The organism is Mycolicibacterium xanthum (assembly GCF_019710635.1).
Lineage (GTDB): Bacteria > Actinomycetota > Actinomycetes > Mycobacteriales > Mycobacteriaceae > Mycobacterium > Mycobacterium xanthum.
In genome coordinates this window covers 1-18,920 of the sequence record NZ_JAIFZS010000023.1, presented here as the reverse complement: position 1 = coordinate 18,920, position 18,920 = coordinate 1, and the positions used below count along the sequence as shown (strand labels likewise).

17 protein-coding genes and 1 pseudogene are annotated in these 18,920 nt (G+C 68.5%); 6 read left to right on the top strand and 12 right to left on the bottom strand.

The annotated features are described in order from the left end of the window. Positions 1–18 precede the first annotated feature (18 nt). The 4 genes and pseudogenes from JDV09_RS26755 to JDV09_RS27475 form a co-directional block, all read right to left on the bottom strand. Positions 19–2,688 (bottom strand): annotated as a pseudogene (locus JDV09_RS26755) (type I polyketide synthase); the annotation flags it as partial. Further along, a complete protein-coding gene (locus JDV09_RS11170; RefSeq protein ID WP_255605194.1) occupies positions 2,685–4,775 on the bottom strand; it encodes an AMP-binding protein in 2,091 nt (696 codons plus the stop codon). The gene JDV09_RS11170 and the pseudogene JDV09_RS26755, both read right to left, overlap by 4 nt. Before the next feature lie 89 nt (positions 4,776–4,864). Beyond that, positions 4,865–5,632 carry an AfsR/SARP family transcriptional regulator gene (locus JDV09_RS11165; protein WP_221369194.1) on the bottom strand — a complete coding sequence of 256 codons (768 nt, stop codon included), beginning with the start codon at positions 5,630–5,632 and terminating at the stop codon, positions 4,865–4,867. Positions 5,633–6,242: 610 nt separating this feature from the next. Then, positions 6,243–6,554 (bottom strand): LppA family lipoprotein, encoded by a 312-nt coding sequence (locus tag JDV09_RS27475; RefSeq protein WP_221369217.1) that lies wholly within the window; start codon positions 6,552–6,554, stop codon positions 6,243–6,245. A 275-nt stretch (positions 6,555–6,829) separates the two neighbouring features. On the opposite strand from JDV09_RS27475, the gene JDV09_RS11155 reads away from it, so the two are divergent. The 3 genes from JDV09_RS11155 (at position 6,830) to JDV09_RS11145 (ending at position 10,074) form a co-directional block, all read left to right on the top strand. Next, complete coding sequence (locus tag JDV09_RS11155; protein ID WP_221369193.1) at positions 6,830–7,000, top strand: hypothetical protein; 171 nt, start codon at positions 6,830–6,832, stop codon at positions 6,998–7,000. Positions 7,001–7,091: 91 nt separating this feature from the next. Beyond that, the gene (locus tag JDV09_RS11150) at positions 7,092–8,357 is read left to right on the top strand and encodes a hypothetical protein (RefSeq protein WP_221369192.1); all 1,266 of its coding nucleotides are present in this window, start codon (positions 7,092–7,094) and stop codon (positions 8,355–8,357) included. Between the two features lie 70 nt (positions 8,358–8,427). Further along, positions 8,428–10,074, top strand: a complete 1,647-nt coding sequence (locus tag JDV09_RS11145) for an esterase-like activity of phytase family protein (protein ID WP_221369191.1) — start codon at positions 8,428–8,430, stop codon at positions 10,072–10,074. A gap of 66 nt (positions 10,075–10,140) precedes the next feature. Here JDV09_RS11145 and JDV09_RS11140 read toward each other — a convergent pair whose 3' ends face one another. The 6 genes from JDV09_RS11140 to JDV09_RS11115 form a co-directional block, all read right to left on the bottom strand. Further along, entirely contained in the window at positions 10,141–10,806 is a 666-nt protein-coding gene (locus tag JDV09_RS11140; RefSeq protein WP_221369190.1) for a response regulator transcription factor, read from the bottom strand. After that, positions 10,791–12,320, bottom strand: coding sequence for a sensor histidine kinase (locus JDV09_RS11135; RefSeq protein ID WP_308124089.1), 1,530 nt, complete (start codon positions 12,318–12,320; stop codon positions 10,791–10,793). The genes JDV09_RS11140 and JDV09_RS11135 overlap by 16 nt, the downstream gene beginning before the upstream one ends. Before the next feature lie 157 nt (positions 12,321–12,477). Next, positions 12,478–12,912 (bottom strand): type II toxin-antitoxin system VapC family toxin, encoded by a 435-nt coding sequence (locus JDV09_RS11130; RefSeq protein ID WP_221369189.1) that lies wholly within the window; start codon positions 12,910–12,912, stop codon positions 12,478–12,480. Then, on the bottom strand, positions 12,909–13,163 hold the full coding sequence (locus JDV09_RS11125; RefSeq protein ID WP_221369188.1) for a ribbon-helix-helix domain-containing protein: 255 nt from the start codon (positions 13,161–13,163) through the stop codon (positions 12,909–12,911). The genes JDV09_RS11130 and JDV09_RS11125 overlap by 4 nt, the downstream gene beginning before the upstream one ends. 94 nt (positions 13,164–13,257) lie before the next feature. After that, positions 13,258–13,812, bottom strand: a complete 555-nt coding sequence (locus JDV09_RS11120) for a VOC family protein (RefSeq protein WP_221369187.1) — start codon at positions 13,810–13,812, stop codon at positions 13,258–13,260. Between the two features lie 135 nt (positions 13,813–13,947). Further along, positions 13,948–14,727, bottom strand: coding sequence for an acyl-CoA thioesterase (locus tag JDV09_RS11115; protein ID WP_221369186.1), 780 nt, complete (start codon positions 14,725–14,727; stop codon positions 13,948–13,950). A gap of 98 nt (positions 14,728–14,825) precedes the next feature. Between JDV09_RS11115 and JDV09_RS11110 the strand changes: the two genes are divergently transcribed. Both JDV09_RS11110 and JDV09_RS11105 read left to right on the top strand, forming a co-directional pair. Further along, a complete protein-coding gene (locus tag JDV09_RS11110; RefSeq protein ID WP_221369185.1) occupies positions 14,826–15,857 on the top strand; it encodes an LLM class flavin-dependent oxidoreductase in 1,032 nt (343 codons plus the stop codon). A gap of 71 nt (positions 15,858–15,928) precedes the next feature. Then, the gene (locus JDV09_RS11105) at positions 15,929–16,681 is read left to right on the top strand and encodes a class I SAM-dependent methyltransferase (RefSeq protein WP_221369184.1); all 753 of its coding nucleotides are present in this window, start codon (positions 15,929–15,931) and stop codon (positions 16,679–16,681) included. A gap of 12 nt (positions 16,682–16,693) precedes the next feature. Here the strand turns inward: JDV09_RS11105 and JDV09_RS11100 are convergent, their stop codons facing one another. Together JDV09_RS11100 and JDV09_RS11095 are read right to left on the bottom strand one after the other, a co-directional pair. After that, on the bottom strand, positions 16,694–17,008 hold the full coding sequence (locus JDV09_RS11100) for a hypothetical protein (protein ID WP_221369183.1): 315 nt from the start codon (positions 17,006–17,008) through the stop codon (positions 16,694–16,696). Positions 17,009–17,023: 15 nt separating this feature from the next. After that, positions 17,024–17,458 carry a DUF5709 domain-containing protein gene (locus tag JDV09_RS11095; protein WP_221369215.1) on the bottom strand — a complete coding sequence of 145 codons (435 nt, stop codon included), beginning with the start codon at positions 17,456–17,458 and terminating at the stop codon, positions 17,024–17,026. 160 nt (positions 17,459–17,618) lie between these two features. On the opposite strand from JDV09_RS11095, the gene JDV09_RS11090 reads away from it, so the two are divergent. Further along, on the top strand, positions 17,619–18,920 hold a 1,302-nt coding region (locus JDV09_RS11090), incomplete at its 3' end, for an amino acid permease (RefSeq protein WP_221369182.1).

Sequence of the window (18,920 nt, the reverse complement as noted above, 5' to 3'; positions counted from 1 at the left end):
ATCGGCGTCCAGGGTGGACGACGGCGCCGGAGCTCCGGCGGTGGTGAACCAGTAGTGATGTTTCTGAAACGGGTATGTGGGAAGGTCCAGTGGTGGGCGCCGATCGCTGCACCGGCTGGCGAAATCGAGCTGGTGACCCATTGTGTAGGCGCTGGCAAGGGCCTCGGTGACGCAGCGGTGGGCGTCGGCATCGATGCGCATGGCCGCGATGGTCTGCGGTGTGGATACGCCGTCCGGCCAGATCCGCATCGCGGCTGCGGTAAGAATCGGTTGCGGACCCAACTCCATCAGGACCGAGCAACCGAGTTGGGCCAGTGTGCCGACGCTGTCGGCGAACCGGACCGGTTGACGGGCGTGGCTACGCCAGTAGCGCGCATCCAGTGCCGCGCTCCGCGGCAGCACTTCACCCGTCCTGTTGCAGATCAGCGCCACCTCGGGCGGTGCGAAGTCGAACCCAGCAGCGCAGGATTCGAACTCATCGAGGGCGGGATCGAGCGATGCCGAGTGAAACGCATGGCTGGTTGCCAGTCGTTCGCAACGGATTCCGGCCGTCGACAACGAGGCCTGTATCTGTGCGAGGTCGTCACCGGGACCGGACAGCACCGTGTTGGCGCCGTTGTAGGCCGCGACCGACAGCCGTGGGAATTCCGCGGCGCATCCTTCGACCAACTCGGCGTCGGCGAAGACAGCCAGCATGCCGCCCGTGCGGGGCAGCAGGCCGAACAGCCTGCCGCGTTCGGCGACTAGTCGGGCGCCGTCTTCCAGGCTGATGATCCCCGCGACGTACGCCGCCGAGTACTGGCCGACGCTGTGGCCCAGCACCACGTCCGGCCGGAGACCCCATGATTGCATCAGCCGCGCCAGCCCCACCTCCACCGTGAAGAGCGCCGGCTGCGCGAGAGAGGTATCGCGGAGGGTTTCCGGGTCGATCTGCGGGTCGCAGAGCACCTCCAGCAGCGGACGTGGCAGCAACTCGTCGACCACTGCCGCGCACCGGGCCACCGTCTGAGCGAACAACGGTTCGCTGTCGACCAACGCCTGCGCCATTCCCGGGTATTGGCACCCCTGGCCCGGGAACAGCCATGCCGTCTTCGGTCTGTCACCGCACACGCCACGGTGCAAGCCGGGGGCGGGGCGATCCTCGTGCAGTGCACGGAGTAGCCGACGGGCCCTGGTCTGCGAATCCGCCACCAGCGCTGCCCGGAGTTCGAAGTGTGAGCGCCCGGCGCCTGCCGTACGGCAGATGTCGGTCAACTCTGCATCGGGATTGCCGGCGAGCCAGTCGCCATAGCGAGAAGCCAACTGCATCAGAGCTTCTGGTGTGCGCGCAGACAGCGGAAGCAGTTGGTAGCGGTGCTTTCGCGACTCAACCGACGGTGCCGGATCCGCGAGGGGAGACTCCTCGACGATCACGTGGGCATTCGTTCCGGAGAAGCCGAAGGAACTCACTCCGGCCCGCCGCGGCCGGCTGCCGCGCGGCCAGGGGGTGGTCTGCTCCACCACCCGAACCGGCAGACGGTCCCACGGGATATAAGGTGAGGGCTCCCTGAAGTGCAGATGGCGCGGCAGCATCTGGTGTTCCAGCGAGAGAATGACCTTGATCAGCCCGGCGATCCCGGATGCCGCTTCCAGATGCCCGATATTCGTCTTCGCCGAGCCGATCAGCAACGGGCGAAGGGGATCTCGCTCCTCGCCCAGCACCGCGGCAGCGGCCTGTACCTCGATGGGATCCCCGAGAGAGGTTCCGGTCCCGTGTGCCTCCAGGTAGTCGATGTCCGCTGCGGAGACCCCGGCGCGTCGCAGAGCTTCGGCGATGACCCGCTGCTGCGCGATGCCGTTCGGGACGGTCAGGCCCCCGGAGGCACCGTCCTGGTTGACGGCGCTGCTACGGATGACCGCGCGGACCCGGTCGCCGTCACGTGCTGCGTCGTCGGTGCGCTTGAGCACCAGCACGCCGCACCCCTCGCCGCGCACGTAGCCGTCCGCGGTCGCGTCGAAGGTCTTGCACCGACCATCTGGAGCCAACATTCGGGCCTTGGTCAGGTTGATCATCGGAATCGGGGTCAGTATCACGTTGACGCCGCCGACGAGTGCCATGTCGCAGTCGCCGGCCTCGATGGCCCGGCACGCCTGATGCACGGCAACCAGCGACGAACTGCAGGCGGTGTCGATCACCACGGATGGTCCCTGCAGGCCCAGTCGGTAGCTGATCCGTCCCGCTCCTGCGGCCGGGGAGGTACCGGTGCCGGAGTAGATGTCGACGTCCTGGTAGCCGCCGTAGCGGATCAGCATTCCCAGGAACTCATGGGTGGACAATCCCATGAAGACACCGGTGCGCGTGCCCGCCAGTCCCGCGGGCGCGATCCCCGCGTGTTCCAGCGCCCACCAGGCCGTCTCGAGCATGAGCCGGTGTTGGGGGTCCATGAACATCGCCTCGCGCGCCGATACCCCGAAGAAGGGCGCATCGAACGCGGTCACATCGTCGATGAATCCCGCGCGGCGGGCCACCATTTTGCCCACGGCATCCGGATCGGTGTCGTAGAACTCGTCGGCGTCCCATCGGTCGGCCGGCACCTCGGATACCGCATCACGTGCCTCGGTCAGTACGTTCCAGAATTCATCGATATTGCCGGCGCCGGGAAATCTTGCGGCATATCCAATCACCGCGAACCCGGATGGCACTGTCATGCTCCGCCTCCGTCGAGGACGGTGTCGACACGCTCTTGCAAGACCTTGGCCAGCTCATCCGCGTCCAATGCGTCGATCTGCTCGGCGGTGTAGCAGCCGTCGGTGCGATCCCGCAGATCCGTGTCGGCGCCCAGTTTGACTCTTCGGATGAGAGTGGCCAACGAGGCGACGGTCGGATGGTCGAGGATCGAGGTGGCGGGGAAGCTGTGGTCGAACGCGGTGGACAGGGCGTTGGCCAGTTCCACCCCCTTGAGCGAGTCGATGCCCATGTCGGTGAGCGGGCTACGCCATGTCAGGTCGGACAACGCCAGCTCTTTCTGCAACCACTCGACGAGTTGCCGCTCCAATATTCCGGGTTGGCTGAGTGACTCCATGCCGATGTCGACCGACACGCGACCCGGCTCCGGCATCCGCCAGTCCGTCAGGATGGGTAGCTCCTTGCGGTGCAACTTGTCCCGGCACAGCGATCGCTGGATCTTCCCGCTCGACGTCTTGGGAATGCCGCCGGGAAGCAGCAGCACCACTCGTTGCAGAGCGAGCTGGTGCTCGCGGGCCACCGCTCGCCTGATCGCCTCCACCGCTTCATCTGGATCGATCGCGCCGAGGGCGTCACGTCGTATCTCCTGCACTGCCACGACAGACGTTCGGCCGGACGCCTCGTCATCGAAGACCGCACCGGCGTCCCGCTGGAGCGCCGGGTGGCTGTGATCGACGCAGCCCTCGACGTCGTGGGGAAAGTAATTGACCCCTCGGATGACGATCGTGTCCTTGAGCCTGCCGATGACGAACAACTCGCCATCGCGTAGGAAGCCGAGGTCGCCCGTGCGCAGGTATGGGCCCTCACCTGTCGCCAGGTATGCGTCGAAAAACTCTGCGGTATCCTGGGGTTTGCACCAATATCCTTGTGCCACACTGGAACTACGTACCCATATCTCGCCGAGCGAGTTTTCGTCGATGACCCGTCGGGCATCGGGACGGACGATCCGCACCTCCACTCCGCTCGGCGGCCGGCCGGACCCGGACAGCCTCTTGACTCCTGGATCTCCGGGGTCCCGTGGCCGGACCTGTCCGACCCGCAGTTCGGATTCGTCGACGGCCAACTCCACCGCATGATTTGTGCCGTCGCTGCCGCTCACCACGAGAGTCGCCTCCGCCAATCCGTAGCCGGGTGCGATGCTCTGCGGACGAAAGCCGGTTGCTGCGAACCGCGCACGGAAGAGGTCCACGGTCTCCGGGCGGATCGGTTCGGCACCGTTCCATGCCACTTTCCAGCTCGACAGGTCGAGCCCGTCGAGCTGGGTGTCGCAGACCGCGTCGATGCATGCCTGATAAGCGAAATTCGGTCCACCACTGTGTGTTCCGCGGTGTCGGGAAATCGACTGCAGCCAGCTCATCGGATTCTTGATGAAGGTTGTCGGTGCCATGAGGAAGGCGGGGTAGCCCAGCCAGACCGGCAGCAGGAGTCCAGCGATCAGCCCCATGTCGTGAAACGACGGCAACCAACTGACCCCCACCGACTCGCGGTCGGGCGCCAGCACTTCGCGAAGTGAGTCGAGGTTCGCCGCCAGGTCACCGTGTCGGACCATCACACCGAGCGGTGATCGTGTCGACCCCGAGGTGTACTGGAGGAAAGCGAGCCGGTCTGCGTCGAGTCCGGTCTCCCCGCCGTCGGGCAGCGGTGCGATCATGTCGGTGGCGACGACGTCGATCGTTCCTGCAGCGGCGCTTGCCTGTTGGCCGAGCTCGGCAGTGTGCTCGGCATCCGTCAGTATGCACCGCGCGTCGCTGTCCGCCAGAATCCCGGCCATCCGCTGGTCCGCGCGACTCCTGCGCGGCAGCGGTGCGGGCACTGCGACCGCGCCGGCGTACAGGCACCCGCAAAACGCAGTGGCGAAGTCCAGACCGGCGGGATAGGACAGCACGACCTGCGCACCGCTGAGTCCGCGCTCGAGCAGAACCGCGCCGATTGCTCGCGCTCGATGATCCAACTCGCGATAGGTCAGTGAGTCGGCCACCCGCAACTGTGCGTCGAGAAACGACAGCACACACTCGTTCGGCCGTTCTTCGGCGTACCGCTGTGTGCGCATGGGCAGCAGGTCCTGGCGCATGTGGCCCATTGTGTGGAACCGCCGTATGCAGCACCGTCAACATTTTGATGTGCTTGGTAACTGGTCGATCACGCGGACAGAAAATGCTCCAGACGCCCGGTGCTGAGTCCCAATTTGCCGAGCAGCTCGGGTGATGGGAACAGCTCGAGCGCGAACCAGAGTTCACGGGCGAATTCGAGCAGTTGCGTGGACGCAGCGGCGATGTTTCCCTGGCTCATGTGGGCGTCGATCAGTATCCGCTGGGCGCTCTCCCGGAGCGGTTCTGCGGCGACCACCACCAGTATCAGCTCGATGGCCTGCATGTAACTGCCCTGCGCCGACAGCCTCTGGGCAGCGGACTCGAGTGCCATCAAACGCTGCTGTCTGAGTTGTCCGCGCGCCGCGACGAGCCAGTCCTCATCCCACGCCGGCAACAGGTCGAGTGTGTCGATCAGGCCCTGGAGTTCGTCGCGGTGCGGTTGACAATCGGTGTTGAGGAGCCGTGATGCCAGGCACCGGAACTGGTCGAGATCGACGACGACGCCGTGATCGAGAGCGATGTGTTCACGGTCGCTGCGCACGATATTCGGTGCTTCCCTACGGATGCGCCACAGCGCTGTCCGAAGGCTCGCCATAGACCTGTCCCCTGGAGAGTCCGGCCACAGTCGTTCGGCGAGGAGTTTCCGGTCGATGCCGGCGGGGTGTTTGGTGGCTAGCGCCAGATACGCGAGCACCCGCCGGGAGTGTCTGGGCAGCCAGACCTGTCTGCCCGCCACCTCGAGCGTGAATCCGCCGAACAGCGAAAGTGTGCCGACACGTTGTCCGTTTGCGACAAGTGGGCCATCGTCGATCTCCACGCTAACGGGCCACAAGAACGATTTGGTCCGCCCAGGGCCCGGTGGGCGTGGCGGTAGGCGATGACCCGCGGGGAGCGCGGGTCGGCTCGAACTCGGCGAGCTTTCCTGGCGGGGTCAGCCCACAGCGGGCACCCCCGGTCCCGAGTACACCGGCGGGCGGGCCGCTGTTGAACCACGTTCGGGGAAATCGACTATCTCGATGGACCCTCGACTTGCGGCAAGCCGACGTCATCGGGGTCGTGCGTGGTAGCCCGGCGATTAGGAGGCGCGCCACAGTTAGATCCTCGGAGACCATGAACCAGCCCTCGTATCTATGCTCCCTGATAGACCAACCCATTGTGCGCCCTCTTGGAAGGGTCTGCACCGGGACCGTGCTGGCCGGTTGACGGCGTGTGTATCGAACGCTCGCCCGACACCGCGTGACCGGGAGTGCCGCAAGGCCAGGCCACCACCTTTGGATCGCCCTTCAGGGCCCAACCGACGTTGCTGTGGGCGCACATTTCACCCCAGCACCCTGGGGGCTGCCCGGTCCGGGCGAAACCGGGAGTAGGCGATATACGGCGCACCAAGAATTTTGCTGAAGGTGCTCGAAAGCTGCTTACAGCTGGAATTATCCTCCATGTGCAGGCATCGCTATCAGCATCCCTGCAAGATTTGCTGAAAATCGAGCCCGATGCGGAGGATGGACCGCAGATCCCGTCGGCTCACGCCTACGCAGGTTCAGTCCTGCACCGGCCACCGGTGGGAGATCCGCCACGGACTGCATGAGGAAGCACTTGCCGGTGATGTTGAGGGTGTCGACCTCGGCCTGGTCCAAAGTGAACTCGTAGCCGCCGCCGACGTCGTGGTCGCGCCGCTGCTGTTCGTTGAACGACGACGACTCCTCGGCGGCGCCGTACTCCGCGGCCTCGTCACGGACGATGGCAACGGCGACGGACTACTTGGCGGTGAGTCGTTGCCGGGCGGCTTAGTACGAGCCGTCGGTGCGCATGCTGTCGATGAGTTTCACCGCCTCGTCGCCCTTGACGGTCGTGGACTCGTGAGGGTTCTCGGTCAGCGAGCAGCAGGGATCAACTCCTCGAAGCAGATGAGAAGGCGCTCATCCGCGCCTCCCCACGCTTTCACGTACGGACGAAATCCTGTGAAGGACGGGCAGGACAACGGGTCCCGCCCAACACGAAGCAAAGGAGATCGATCATGGAAAGCCCAGCCACCTGGAAGGTCGTCACCGCGGGCGCGGCCCTCACCGGCTTCGCCCTGCTGGGAGCCGGCATCGCAAACGCCGACCTCGGCGACCGCGGGTTCTCCGGCGGCACGCAGACGGTGCTGGCCTGGGATGACACCTCGTGGGACGACTCCTGGGACTGACCCGATGAGGCAGGGTCCGGCGCCCGCCATTCGCATCAGCGGTTGGCGGGCGTCGAGCCGTTTCCTTCGGTTGAGAAAGGCCGTGACCGCGATGACGAAGACAGACACGGGCGCCCTGACGTTGTTGTCGGGGCCGCAGGCCGCTGACGTGCTCGGTGCAGCCCTGGGAGAGTACGACGCCGAACTGCTCGATCTCGCCCTGGCCGACGTCCGGGTGCAACCCGCCGGGGCGGTGCGTGCGCGCTACGTGGCCGATGTGCGCCGCGCCGACGGCGGCCGCGGCCGCGAGGCGTTGGTGGCGGTCGGCGGAAGCACCATCCCGGCCGGCGCCGCCGTCGTCGCCGGCGAGTACCGCGGCGAGCCGATCGACGTCGGGGTGTGGCGGTGGCCGCAGGATCCGGCGCTGCCGGCGCTGCAGGTCGCCGAAGACCCGACGATGGTGGCCGCGTTGCTGGCCGATCTCGGCCTGCCGATCTCGGCACGACCGCGCCTGGCGGTGCGGGCCTACCGGCCGGCCCAGCGGGCGGTGCTGCAGGTCGACGACGGCACCCACTGCTACTTCCTCAAGGCGGTACGCCCCGCCGCCGTGGCGGATCTGTGCGTGCGGCACCGGCTGCTGGCCGGCCGACTGCCGGTGCCGCCCGTGCTGGGCCACCGCGCCGACGGAATAGTCGTACTTCCCGAGGCGCCCGGCGTCATGGTCCGCGAGTCACTCACGGGTACAGGAGATTTCGGGTCCGCACCGACCCCGGGGGATCTGGAGGAGCTGCTCGACGCTCTGCCCGACGAGCTACTCGAACTGGCGCCACAGCGCTCGGTGCTGCAGCGGGTGGAGGGCAGCGCCCAGGTGTTGCGTATCTGTGCGACAGCCGATCCCGAGCTACCGGTGGCGTTCGCGGCCGAACTCATCGATGCTGCGGACCGCATCGTGGACGGGGTGTTGTCGCAGACCGTGCCGGAGCCGACGGTTCCGGCGCACGGCGACTTCTACCATGCCCAGCTGCTGGCACGACACGGTGAGATCACCGCACTGCTGGACGTCGACACCGCCGGCCCGGGCGAGCGCGTCGACGAATGGGCGACGCTGATCGGCCATCTGTCGGTGCTGGGTATCGGCCATCCCGGCGCGCGCGAATACTGCGCGATCGCGTTCGAGCACGCCCGGCGACGCGTCGAACCGACCGGGTTGTGCCACCGCATCGCCGCAGTGGTGCTCGGCCTGTCCACCGGTCCGTTCCGAAACCGGCTCCCGGACTGGCATATTCACACCGCTCAGCGGCTCGAGCTGGCCCAGCGCTGGCTGATGCGTCCGATGAGAGATCGCTCATCTGCGGCTCCCGGGGTTCTCACGTTGTGACGAGACCCTGAAAGGGACGGACGGGGCGAACCGATCCCGGCCCACAGATCATCACCAAGAGGAGGACATCATGGAGCGTCGCATCGGGCGAAAGTTGCTGGGGAGCGCGGGGGCTGTTGCCCTCGCGGTCACGGTGGTCGCGTGCTCGACCGACCCGACCGCCGCCGACGTACGCGAGCCCGCCAAGGTGGCCGGCGAGCAGCAGCGGCTCAGCACCGAAAAGGGCCGACCGCTGACCATCACGCCGTCGCAGTTGCTGGCCGCCACCGGCGGGCTGACGCCGGTGGCGTTCGAACAGCCCGCCAACGGGCAGATCAGCTACCAGAGCGACGGCAGCATCGTCTACACCCCGAACGAGGGTTTCACCGGCACCGACGAGCTGACGGTGACGACCACCGACGCGGTGCAGGTGTTCTCGGTTCCCAGCCCGCCGATGGCGGTGGTCGGCGGGGTGCCGGTACAGAGCAGCGGTGCCGGCTCGGCGATCGCCGCGGTGCCCGGCAGCCCCAACCAGATCTACGGGCTCACCGACCGCGGCCCGAACGTGGACGGCCGCATCGACAACGAGAAGGTGCTGCCGGTCACCGACTACTCCCCGCAGATCATCAAGTACACGCTGGCCGACGGGGTCGCCACCGAGGAGCGGGCCATCGTCCTCAAGGACCCGGACGGCCATCCGCTCAACGGCCTGGTCGCCGCCGTCGGTGACACCGGCGGGGAGACCATGGTCGACATCCACGGCAACCCGATGCCCAACTCCGACCGCGGCCTGGACAGCGAGGGCCTGGTCGCGCTTGACGACGGCACGTTCTGGGTGGCCGACGAGTACGGCCCGTTCGTCATCCACTTCGATGCCAACGGCACCGAGCTGGAACGGCTCTCACCCTACGACGGCTCGCTGCCCGGCGAGCTGGCTATGCGCGACCCCAACCGCGGAATGGAGGGGCTGACCATCACCCCGGACGGCTCGACGCTGGTGGGCGTCATGCAGTCGGCGCTGGCCACCCCCGGGATCGACGGCCGGCCCAGGGAGGTGCCGCTGACCCGGATCGTCACCGTCGACCTGGACACCCGGGAATCCCGGATGTACCTGCTGCCGCTGGCCGATCCGCAGGACAGCAAGGTGCTCGTCTCCGAGATCACCGCGCTCAGCGACACCGAGTTCCTGATCGACGAGCGCGACACCGCGCTGGCCCCCGACGGCAACAAGAAGATCTACGTCGCCGACATCTCCGGGGCCACCGACGTCGGGCCCAACTCGACGGTTCCGGGCGCCCGGTACGACGCCGCCGCGGGCGGTCTGCTGATCGACGGCACGCCGATCGAGGCCTATGTCGGCGTGAGCACCGACGCACAGGCCGTCGCCAAGCTCGACGCCGCCGGCATCCAGGTGGCGGCCAAGACGCTGAAGCTGGATCTGGGCGAACTGCTGACCGAGCTCAATCCCGACGGCAAGTTCTTCGGCCACGACAAGGTGGAAGGGGTCGTCACGCCCGACGGCGGACAGACGCTGATCATCTCCAACGACAGCGACTACGGGCTGGTCGGGATCGACAACGACACACCGCCGTTCGCGCTCACGCCCAAGACGCTGGCCAACGGGGCCCAGGATGCGGGTGCGTTCCTGGTGGTCGACACCACGAAGCTGCCGCCCACCACCCGGACCGCCACGCTGTCGGTGCACGTGGGCGAGCCGGGCGCCGAACCCAACGGCTGACGCCGGCGAGGCGCCAGATGCCCGCCACCGCATCCAGCGGTGGCGGGCATCGAGCGTTGCGGTGGGTCAGGGGATCTCGTCGAGCCGGTAGCCCATCCGCCGCAACGTCACGAACCGGTCGGCGCCGAGTTTGCGTCGCAGATAGCGCACGTAGACGTCGACGACATTGGAGCCGGGGTCGAAGTCATAGCCCCAGACGTGGCTGAGCAACTGCTCACGGGAGAGTACCTGGCCGGGATGCCGCAGAAACGTCTCGGCCAGGGCGAACTCCCGCGCCGAGAGGTCGACGGTCTTTCCGTCGACCACGGCCCGCCGGGTACGCAGGTCCAATTGCAGCCCGCCGCAGGTCAATACCATCGACTCGGGGGCGCGCTCGGTGACCAGGCGGCGGCGCACCCGGGCCAGCAGCTCCTCGAACCGGAACGGTTTGGCCATGTAGTCGTCGGCGCCGCCCTCGAGGCCCGCGACGGTGTCCTGCACGCTGTCGCGCGCGGTCAACACCACCACCGGTATCGCGTTCCCGTCGGCTCGCAGCTTGCGCAGCACCTCGAAGCCGTCCAGCTCGGGCAGGCCGATGTCGAGCACCATCAGGTCGAAGTCACCGGAGGTCGCGTAGTCGTAGGCCGAACGGCCATCGGCGACCACGGTCACCGCGAATCCGTTGGCGGACAGCCCCTTGTTGATGAAGCTCGAGATTCGGGGCTCGTCCTCGGCGATCAGGATTCGGGCCATGGATCACCTTTCACGGGAATGCGGATGACGAAGGTGGCGCCGGGCCCGGCGCTGTCCAGCTCCACCGTGCCGCCGTGGGCCCCCGCGATCGCGCGGACGATGGCCAATCCGAGACCGGCGCCCTCGGATTGCCTGGCCCCCGCACCGCCGCGGGAGAACCGGCCGAAGATGCGGTCGCGGTCGGCCTCGGCGATGCCCGGCCCGGAATCGGTGACCCAGAACCGCAGCCAGCCGTCGTGTGCCGCCGACCCGATGCCGATCCGCCCGCCGTCGGGGGTGTAGCGACACGCGTTGTCGGCCAATGCGATCAGGGCCTGGGTGATGCGTTGTGGGTCGAGCACGGCGGGCATCTCGGCGACGCCCTCCAGGGTGAACACGTGCGCGCCCAGCCGGCTGACCTTCTCGAACACGTCCCGGGTCAGTGCGCCCACGTCGACGGTCGACAAGCGCAGGAACGTCGGCTGCTCGGAACGGGCCAGCAGCAACAGGTCGGAGACCATCCGGTTCATCCGGTCTAGTTCGTCGTCGACCAGGGCCACCGTCGAGGCCACGTCATCGGGATCCGCTGGATCCATCACGTCGAGGTGACCGCGGACGATGGTGATCGGGGTGCGCAGCTCGTGGCCGGCGTCGTCGGTGAACCGACGCTGCTCCGACAGCGCGGCTTCCAGCCGGTCGAGCATCCCGTTGACGGTGCGCACCAGGCTGCCCAGTTCGTCGCCGCCACGGGCCGGGATGCGGGCCGACAGGTCGGTGTCGGTGATTCGCTGGGCGGTGTCGGCGACGTCGCGCAGCGGGCGCAGAATGCGCCCGGCGATCAGCCAGGCCGCCACCGCGGCGCCCGCGATGGTGGCCCCGCCCACCGCCAGCATCAGCCGGGCCGCCCGATCGGCCTCGGCGCGTTCGATGTCGCCGAAGAACGCCGAGACGATGACGCCGCGGTGCGGGTCGTCGGCCAGCGTGACCGGCATGGCCAGGTAGCGGATCTCGCCGAACTGAGGATCGTGGTAGGTGCCCTCGATGGGTTCGGTGACCGTCGCGACGCGGCGCGTGAACGCCGGGTCGTCGGACAACGCGTCGGGGGTTTCGGGCTGCTGACGGCTCCTGACCAGGAAGTCGCCGTCGAGGTAGCCGAGGAACTTCTCGTTGGGCCGGGCGATGTTGAAGGCGATGGCGTCGCGGATGAGTTTGTCCACGCTGGTGAACGGGGTGCCGGTGGCCGGGTCGATGCCGGGGCCGGTCAGCTCGGCGAATTCCTCCACCTCGATGCGCAGCGCTTCGTCCATCCGGTGGTTGACGGCCGACACCAGCAGCCGCCACGTCACGAACGTCGCGATGCCGAGTGCGGCCATCACCAGCAGCAGCATCCAGCCGATGATCCGGGTGCGCGCCGCCGAGGGCACCAGGCGCCGCAGACCTGCGGGTGGGCCGGACAGCGGGTCCGGCTGTCGGATCGGCGTGGACCGGTCGGGTGTTCGAACGGGACCGGTCGCCATCGACGGTGGCGGGGTCACCGGACGATCATCGCAGCTGCATCGGAGTTTTGGTTGAGGGCTTGCCGGATTCGGCTCGCCGGGCAGCGACCGCGCCGTGTCATCGAATTGCCGGTCCGTCTTCCCGTTTTGACGTCGGCCTCGCGCCAGGACTTGGTGCTCGGCGCGCGGCCGGTCACTACAGCAGGTCCTCGGGACGGCTCCAGCGCAGGCCGTCGAAGCGGCTGAAATCGCTGTCGTAGCTCACGATCGTGGCCCGGTGCTCGAGCGCCAGGGCGGCCAGATGTGCGTCGTCGACCAGGTTTCCGCCGGTGCCGACCCGGCCGAGCAGGGCTCCGAGCACATCACCATGCCGCGGTGTCGGCGCAACGATCACCGCACCCGGCGCGCTGCACCACTCGGACACCTGTGCCAGTGCATCCCCGGGTTGCAGCGGGCGCGGGAAGAGGCCGATCTTCGTGGTGAGCCGGACGAAGGCCAGCATCGGAACCCACGCCAGGCCGACGGTGTCGCTTCCCGAGAGGGCGTCGTCGAGCCAGCGCCGGCTTGCGCGGTGGTGTTCGCTGGCCGAATTGACGGCATACAACAGCACATTGGCGTCGACGATCTTCATGCGCCACGGCGCTGACGGCGGAGCAGTTCCTCGTCTTCCAGTTCGGCGACGGTCTGTAGCGCCTTGTCGAGATTGACCGTTGGCACACCGAGATCGGCGGTCGTGGTTTCGAACCGTACCGGCGCCGGACGGTGCCGGGCGCCTTCTCGTATCGCGTCGTTGAGCGCCTTCTTGAAGGACACCCCGCGCTCACGCATCAAGCGGTGGACCGCGGCGACGGTGTCGTCGTCCAAGGTCACCGTCGTGCGCATGGTGACAGCATAGCATCAACAGAAGTGACGCCATCGCATCACTGCTGGTGGGGGCCCTGCCCGGCGCCCGGTCCTGCCCGTGCGGTGGGTCACCTCAGCTGCTGGCGGCGCGTCCGGGAAGCGGTCGCATCGCCTGCCGCGGCGCCGAATGCGTCCATTCCGGGTGGGCCCGCTGATAGGGACGCACCGCCCGCCAGGTTCGCCACAGGGCGGTCGGCGACGGGATGGTGGGCAGCCGGGCCAGCTCCCACTGGATGCCGCTGATGGGATCGTCGAAGAACACCGCGTAGTACCCGGGCGAGTACTCCGGGTACTCCCGGGGCGCGTACACCACCGGAACTTCGTTGGGCACCAGGAACTCGTCGTGGAACCGGTCGATCTCGCGGCGGCTTCGCGCCCACAGGGCGATGTGGTTGATGCCGACCGCCTGATCGGTGTGGCGCAGCGTCTCCCCGCCGGCGGCGGGCTGGACGCCGATGTAGCTGTGCGGTGCCGGGAAGCGGGCCATGTAGTAGGTCGAGCGGTACTCGATGTCCAGGGTCCAGAAGCTGCGATAGCCCAGCCAGCCGAACATCGCGTCGTAGAACTCGATCGAGCTGTCGTAGTCGCGGACATTGATCTCGATGTGGTGCACTCCCCGCCAGCGCATGACTCCACGGTAGCGCCGTCCCGCCCTCTGGCCCGTTGGCCCACCCCCTGGCCCGTTGGCACTGCGTTGGCGGCGGGCTCCACTCGCACGAATCCGCCCTGACTGCAGTCTGAACGCAACGGTGTTAGGGCGCGGTCAGATCCGCCACAGCGACTCCTGCGCCACGCTGGCCACCAGGGTGCCGTCCTCGGCGAGGATCGATCCCCGGGCCAGGCCGCGGGCGTCGTGGTGGCTGACCGGTACCGCCTCGTAGCGATGCCACCGGTGCGGATCGATGGGCCGGTGAAACCACACCGCGTGGTCGAGGCTGGCGGCGCCACCGCGGGGGAGCTGTGCCTCGCGCGGCGGCCGGGCCACCGCCACCAGGCCGACGTCGGAGATGAACGTCATCGCGCACGCCCGCAGCAGTGGATCGTCCTCGATGGGGTGGCGGCTGCGGAACCACATCGGCTGGACCGGCCAGTCGTCCATGCCGCCGGCGCCGGCGCGGATCTCGAAGTGGTCGGCCCAGCCTTCCGGCAGCCGGGTCGCCGTGCCGGCGGCCGACCACGGCAGGCTCGGCTGCTCGGACCGCTGCCAGTCGGTGGTCGGTTCGGGGCGGTGAAAGGAGGCCAGCATCTCGAAGATGGCGGCACCGTCCTGGCTCGCGGTCACCCGGCGGGTGTTGAACGACCTGCCGTCGCGGGTGCGCTCGACCACGTACTGCACATCGACGCCGACGCGGCCGCCCCTGATGAAGTACGCGTGCAGCGACTGGGGCAACCGCTCGGGTTCGACGGTTGCGCCGGCGGCGGCCAGTGCCTGCGCGGCGATCAACCCGCCGAACAGACGGCCGGCGGTGCCGAAAGACGCTGCGCTGCGGAAGGTCTCGCCATCACCGTCGAGCTGTACCAGGTCGGCTATCCAGCTCGGCATGACCCTCCGTCGTCGGCAGGTGGCGTCGCGGCGCCGCGCGCGCCCGGAGTTGCAGCGTAACGGTGTGAGGTGCGGCCGGGTCTACCTAGGTTGGTTCCATGCAGTTGACGCTGTTCGTCAATCCCGAGCATCCCCCGACCGACCCGCTCGCCACCCGGCTGGCCGAGCACGTCGAGCAGGTTTCGCTCGCCCGTGCGGCGGGCTACGACGGCGTGACGATCGGCACGCACATGAACTACGGCTCGGCGGCGTGGTTCCCGCCGTTCCCGACGCTTGCGCACCTGGCACCGGCGGCCGCGGGCATGACGCTGTCGACCTGCATGCTGGTGCTGCCGTACCACCACCCGGTGCATGTGGCGACCGAGGCGGCGTTCCTCGACGTGCTCACCGGCGGCCGGTTCACCCTGGGCGTGTCGGCCGGCTGGGCGCACGACGAGTTCGCGCTGCTGGGCCTGGACCGCCGGGAACGGGTCGGGCGCTTCGCCGAATCGCTGGACCTGATCACGCGGTTGTGGACGCAGGAGCGGGTCAGCTTCGACGGTCACCACTACCAGGTGCGCGACGCCGCCCTGGCGTTGCGACCGGTGCGGAAGCCGCGGCCGCCGCTGTGGCTGGGCGGCAGCGTGAACCGCTCGGTCGAACGCGCCGCCGAGCAGGCCGACACCGCCGTCGGCGACACCTGGGTGGCGTCCTCACACCTCGTCGAACCGGTGATCGTCGAGCAGACCGAGGTGTTCTGGAATCGACTCGCGGCCCTGGGTAAGCCCCGCCCGGCCGACTTCCCGTTGCTGCGCAACATCGTGGTCGCCGAGGACCGGGCCACCGCGCTGCGCGACGCGGTGCCCTATCTGCAGGCCAGCTACCGGGTGTTCGACCGGTGGGGGCTGTTCACCGACGTGGTCGGCGATCCCGACGCCGCCGACGACGTCCCCGAGCTGCTGGCCGGCCGGGTGGTGATCGGCTCGCCCGAGGACTGTGCCGAACAGTTGGTGGCGCTGGCCCGGGCGACCGGTTGCACCCGCTTGGTGGCCCGGGTGCAGTGGATGGGCATGGATCAGCGGACCGTGTGCCGGACCATCGAGCTGCTCGGGCAGCAGGTGCGGCCGATGGTGGAGCACGCATTGCGCTGACGCCCGCCGATCCCACCGCCGGTCGGCGGGTTCAGGGCATGCCGTGACGCCGGCGGCCTAGGCTCGGCGAAATGGTCACCGACTACGACGAGGGCGATACCGCCGAGCTGTACCGGCGGGCCAAGAACACCCTGCCGATCTTCCAGGTCGACACCTACTCGCTGATGCAGCGCATCGGCGATGTCTCGGGCCTCGCGGTCCTCGACGTCGCCTGCGGCGATGGGCATTTCACCCGCCTGCTGCGCCGGGCCGGCGCCGCGCGGGTGGTCGGGCTGGATGTCTCCGAGGAGATGATCCGATTGGCCCGCGAACAGGAGGCCGCCGACCCGCTGGGCATCGACTACGTCGTCGAGGACGCCCGCCGGGTAATCGATCCAGCGCAGCAGTTCGACCTCGCGGCGGCGGCGTTCCTGTTGGTCTACGCACGAAGCCGGGCCGAGCTGGCCGAGATGTGCCGCGGCCTGGCCAGCCGGGTGCGCACGGGTGGACGCTTCGTCACCATCACCGTCAACCCCGACCTCTACCACTTCGGCCCGGCCCCCGACTACGGCAGGTACGGGCTGGGCCTGCGGCTTGCCGACCACGTCTACGAGGGTGCGCCGATCAACTTCACGTTGCGGCTTCCCGACGCCGAGCTCGAGATCGAGAACTACTACCTGCCGGTGGAGGCCTACCGCAGCGAACTGCAGTCGGCCGGATTCACCGACGTCGGGGTGTACGGGCCGGCGCTGCCACCGGACGCCGGGGCCGACCACGAACCGGGTTTCTGGGACGAGCTGCTGGCGCGCCCGGTGTTCGTGTTGCTCGACTGCGTGAAAGCCTGACCGCCGGGACCGTCACCCGTCGAGGTCGGCGGCGACCTCGAAGTGCGACACCCGGGTCTCGCGGTCGACCAGGTACCGATCGTCTTCGGGGTAGAACACCGCGGCGTCGATGTCGGGTCCGGCGAACCCGGTGATGTCGTCGAGCGACGCCCACCAGCTGACCGTCACGACCTCGGTCCGGCCGTCGCCCAGGTCGCGCGTCCACATCTGGCAGCCCAGGTTGCCCGGTGTCTCCGCATACTCGCGCAGGCCGGTGCCGCTGATGTAGGCGACGTAGCCGCCGGCCTGTTCGGTCCGGACCCAGCCCCGCCACATCCGCGCGATCATGATGGACCCGCGACGCTAGCTTTCGTCGTCGATGATGTGCATGGCGGCCTCCTCGGCGGAGGCTGCGCTGCCGTCGATACCGACATCGCTGGCGAACAACTCCGCGTCGGTGTCCTCGCCGAAACCCTGGTCCGGTGCGACCAGCCGACCCGACCGCACGCGTCCGACCTCGTCTCGGGCCGGGAACTCGTCCTCGCGCTCGGCCTCGTCGGACCGTTCCCGTTCCTCCGGGTCCAGCGGGTGGTTGAGGCGCGACAGCGGGTCGGGTTCTTCCTCGGCGAGCAGTTCGTCCAGGCTTTCGCGCCCGTCATGGTCGAAGGCGGCGCGGCCGTATGGCCGTTCCGGCGGGGAATAGCCCTCGTCGAGGACGTCGTCGACACCGCGGTCGACGAGGGTGTCCTGCGGCTGAAGTTGGTCATCCTCGTCGACGCTGTACTCGCCGAGCCCCATCGCGTCGCGGTCATCGGTTGTCACGCCTCAAGAATGTCACGGCGCAACGGCGCGGGCCGAAAAATGCCCCGGTCCTGCGAGCCCGTGTCAGGGCATCGCTGCTCCGGGCGGTCGCGGCGCCCGGTGCTGGGCGGTCCGGCGGCTGGCTACGCTCTCGCACATGAGGATGGCGCGAACGGTGCTGCCGGTGGCCTTCGCGTTCACCGTCATGGCCGATCCGGTGTCCTCGGTCGCCTACGCGATCGAGTCCACGCTGCGTGCGCTCGACGGTGACATCTCGGGTCTGGTTCCCACGATGGCGGCGGTCATCGCGATCATCGGCGTGATCGCGGCGACCTATCACCAATTGATCGGCCGCTTCCCGAGGGGCGGCGGCGGCCCCGAGGCCGTCGCCCACGCGTTCGGCGAGGGCTGGGCGTTCATCCCGTTGGGCGCGCTGCTGGTCGACTTCACGCTGACCGTCGCGGTCAGCTGCGCCGCGGGGGCGTCGGCGCTGATCGCCTATGTGCCGTCTCTGGAGTCGCTGAGGACGCCGATCGGTCTGGGCCTGGTCGTTCTGGTCGCCGCGGGCGTGCTGCTCGGCCAGGGCGGCCGCGTGGTCTTCGCGATCGCCACCCAGGTGTTCATCGCGGTCTCGGTGTGCGTGATCGTGGTCGCGTTCGTTTCCCCGGCGGTTCCTTCGGCCGCCGAGCGCGCACCCGTCGACGCGGGCGGCCCGCTGATCTTCGGTCCCGGGCTGGGCGCGATGCTGCTCGCGATCCCGCTCGGGATGGCCCTCGCGACGGGAGTCGAGGCACCCTCCAACGCGATCGCCCAGCTGCCACAGCTCGGCGATCGTGGCCGGCGGCGGCTCGGGCGGCTGACGCTCTGGTTGATGGTCGGGATCGTGGGCGTGCTGACGATCGCCTTCTCGGCCGTGTCGGTCCGCCTCGGGACCAACCTTCCGCCCGCGGATTCGACGTTCATCGCCGAAGTCGCTCGGCAGGCGACCGGGAACGGGGTCTTGTTCGCGGCCTTCCAGGCGTGCAGCGCCCTGCTGCTGCTGTCGGCTGCGGCGTCGTCGTATCTGGCCGGGTCGGGTGTGCTCAAGGCGCTGGCGACCCTCGGCGACGGCCGGCAGGGGCTGGTGTCCAGCCGCTTCGGGCGGATCAACCGCTTCCTGATTCCCGAGTGGGGTGTGGCCCTGGTGTTGGTGGCCGCCGGGATGCTGGTCGCCGCCGGGGGGCGGGAACAGCGACTGGTCGGCTTCTACGCGGTGGCCGTGTTCGCCAGCTTCCTGGCGGCGACGCTGGCCTGCGCGCGCCTGTCCTACCGCGACGGCCGACGTGTCGCGCTGGTGCTCAACGTGGTCGCGGCGGTGCTGGTCGCCATCATGCTCGGGGTCAACGCGACGAGGCTCGACGGGCTGGTCGCCCTGCTGGTGTCCGGCGCGGTCGCGTTGTACCTGTGGCGGATCTGGGTC

Excerpts from the sequence above, each read along its gene's own strand:
- JDV09_RS11170 (WP_255605194.1), bottom strand. The coding sequence starts at position 4,775 with ATGCGCACACAGCGGTACGCCGAAGAACGGCCGAACGAGTGTGTGCTG.
- JDV09_RS11155 (WP_221369193.1), top strand. The coding sequence starts at position 6,830 with ATGGAAAGCCCAGCCACCTGGAAGGTCGTCACCGCGGGCGCGGCCCTC.
- JDV09_RS11150 (WP_221369192.1), top strand. The coding sequence starts at position 7,092 with ATGACGAAGACAGACACGGGCGCCCTGACGTTGTTGTCGGGGCCGCAG.
- JDV09_RS11145 (WP_221369191.1), top strand. The coding sequence starts at position 8,428 with ATGGAGCGTCGCATCGGGCGAAAGTTGCTGGGGAGCGCGGGGGCTGTT.
- JDV09_RS11140 (WP_221369190.1), bottom strand. The coding sequence starts at position 10,806 with ATGGCCCGAATCCTGATCGCCGAGGACGAGCCCCGAATCTCGAGCTTC.
- JDV09_RS11130 (WP_221369189.1), bottom strand. The coding sequence starts at position 12,912 with ATGAAGATCGTCGACGCCAATGTGCTGTTGTATGCCGTCAATTCGGCC.
- JDV09_RS11125 (WP_221369188.1), bottom strand. The coding sequence starts at position 13,163 with ATGCGCACGACGGTGACCTTGGACGACGACACCGTCGCCGCGGTCCAC.
- JDV09_RS11120 (WP_221369187.1), bottom strand. The coding sequence starts at position 13,812 with ATGCGCTGGCGGGGAGTGCACCACATCGAGATCAATGTCCGCGACTAC.
- JDV09_RS11115 (WP_221369186.1), bottom strand. The coding sequence starts at position 14,727 with ATGCCGAGCTGGATAGCCGACCTGGTACAGCTCGACGGTGATGGCGAG.
- JDV09_RS11110 (WP_221369185.1), top strand. The coding sequence starts at position 14,826 with ATGCAGTTGACGCTGTTCGTCAATCCCGAGCATCCCCCGACCGACCCG.
- JDV09_RS11105 (WP_221369184.1), top strand. The coding sequence starts at position 15,929 with ATGGTCACCGACTACGACGAGGGCGATACCGCCGAGCTGTACCGGCGG.
- JDV09_RS11100 (WP_221369183.1), bottom strand. The coding sequence starts at position 17,008 with ATGATCGCGCGGATGTGGCGGGGCTGGGTCCGGACCGAACAGGCCGGC.
- JDV09_RS11095 (WP_221369215.1), bottom strand. The coding sequence starts at position 17,458 with ATGGGGCTCGGCGAGTACAGCGTCGACGAGGATGACCAACTTCAGCCG.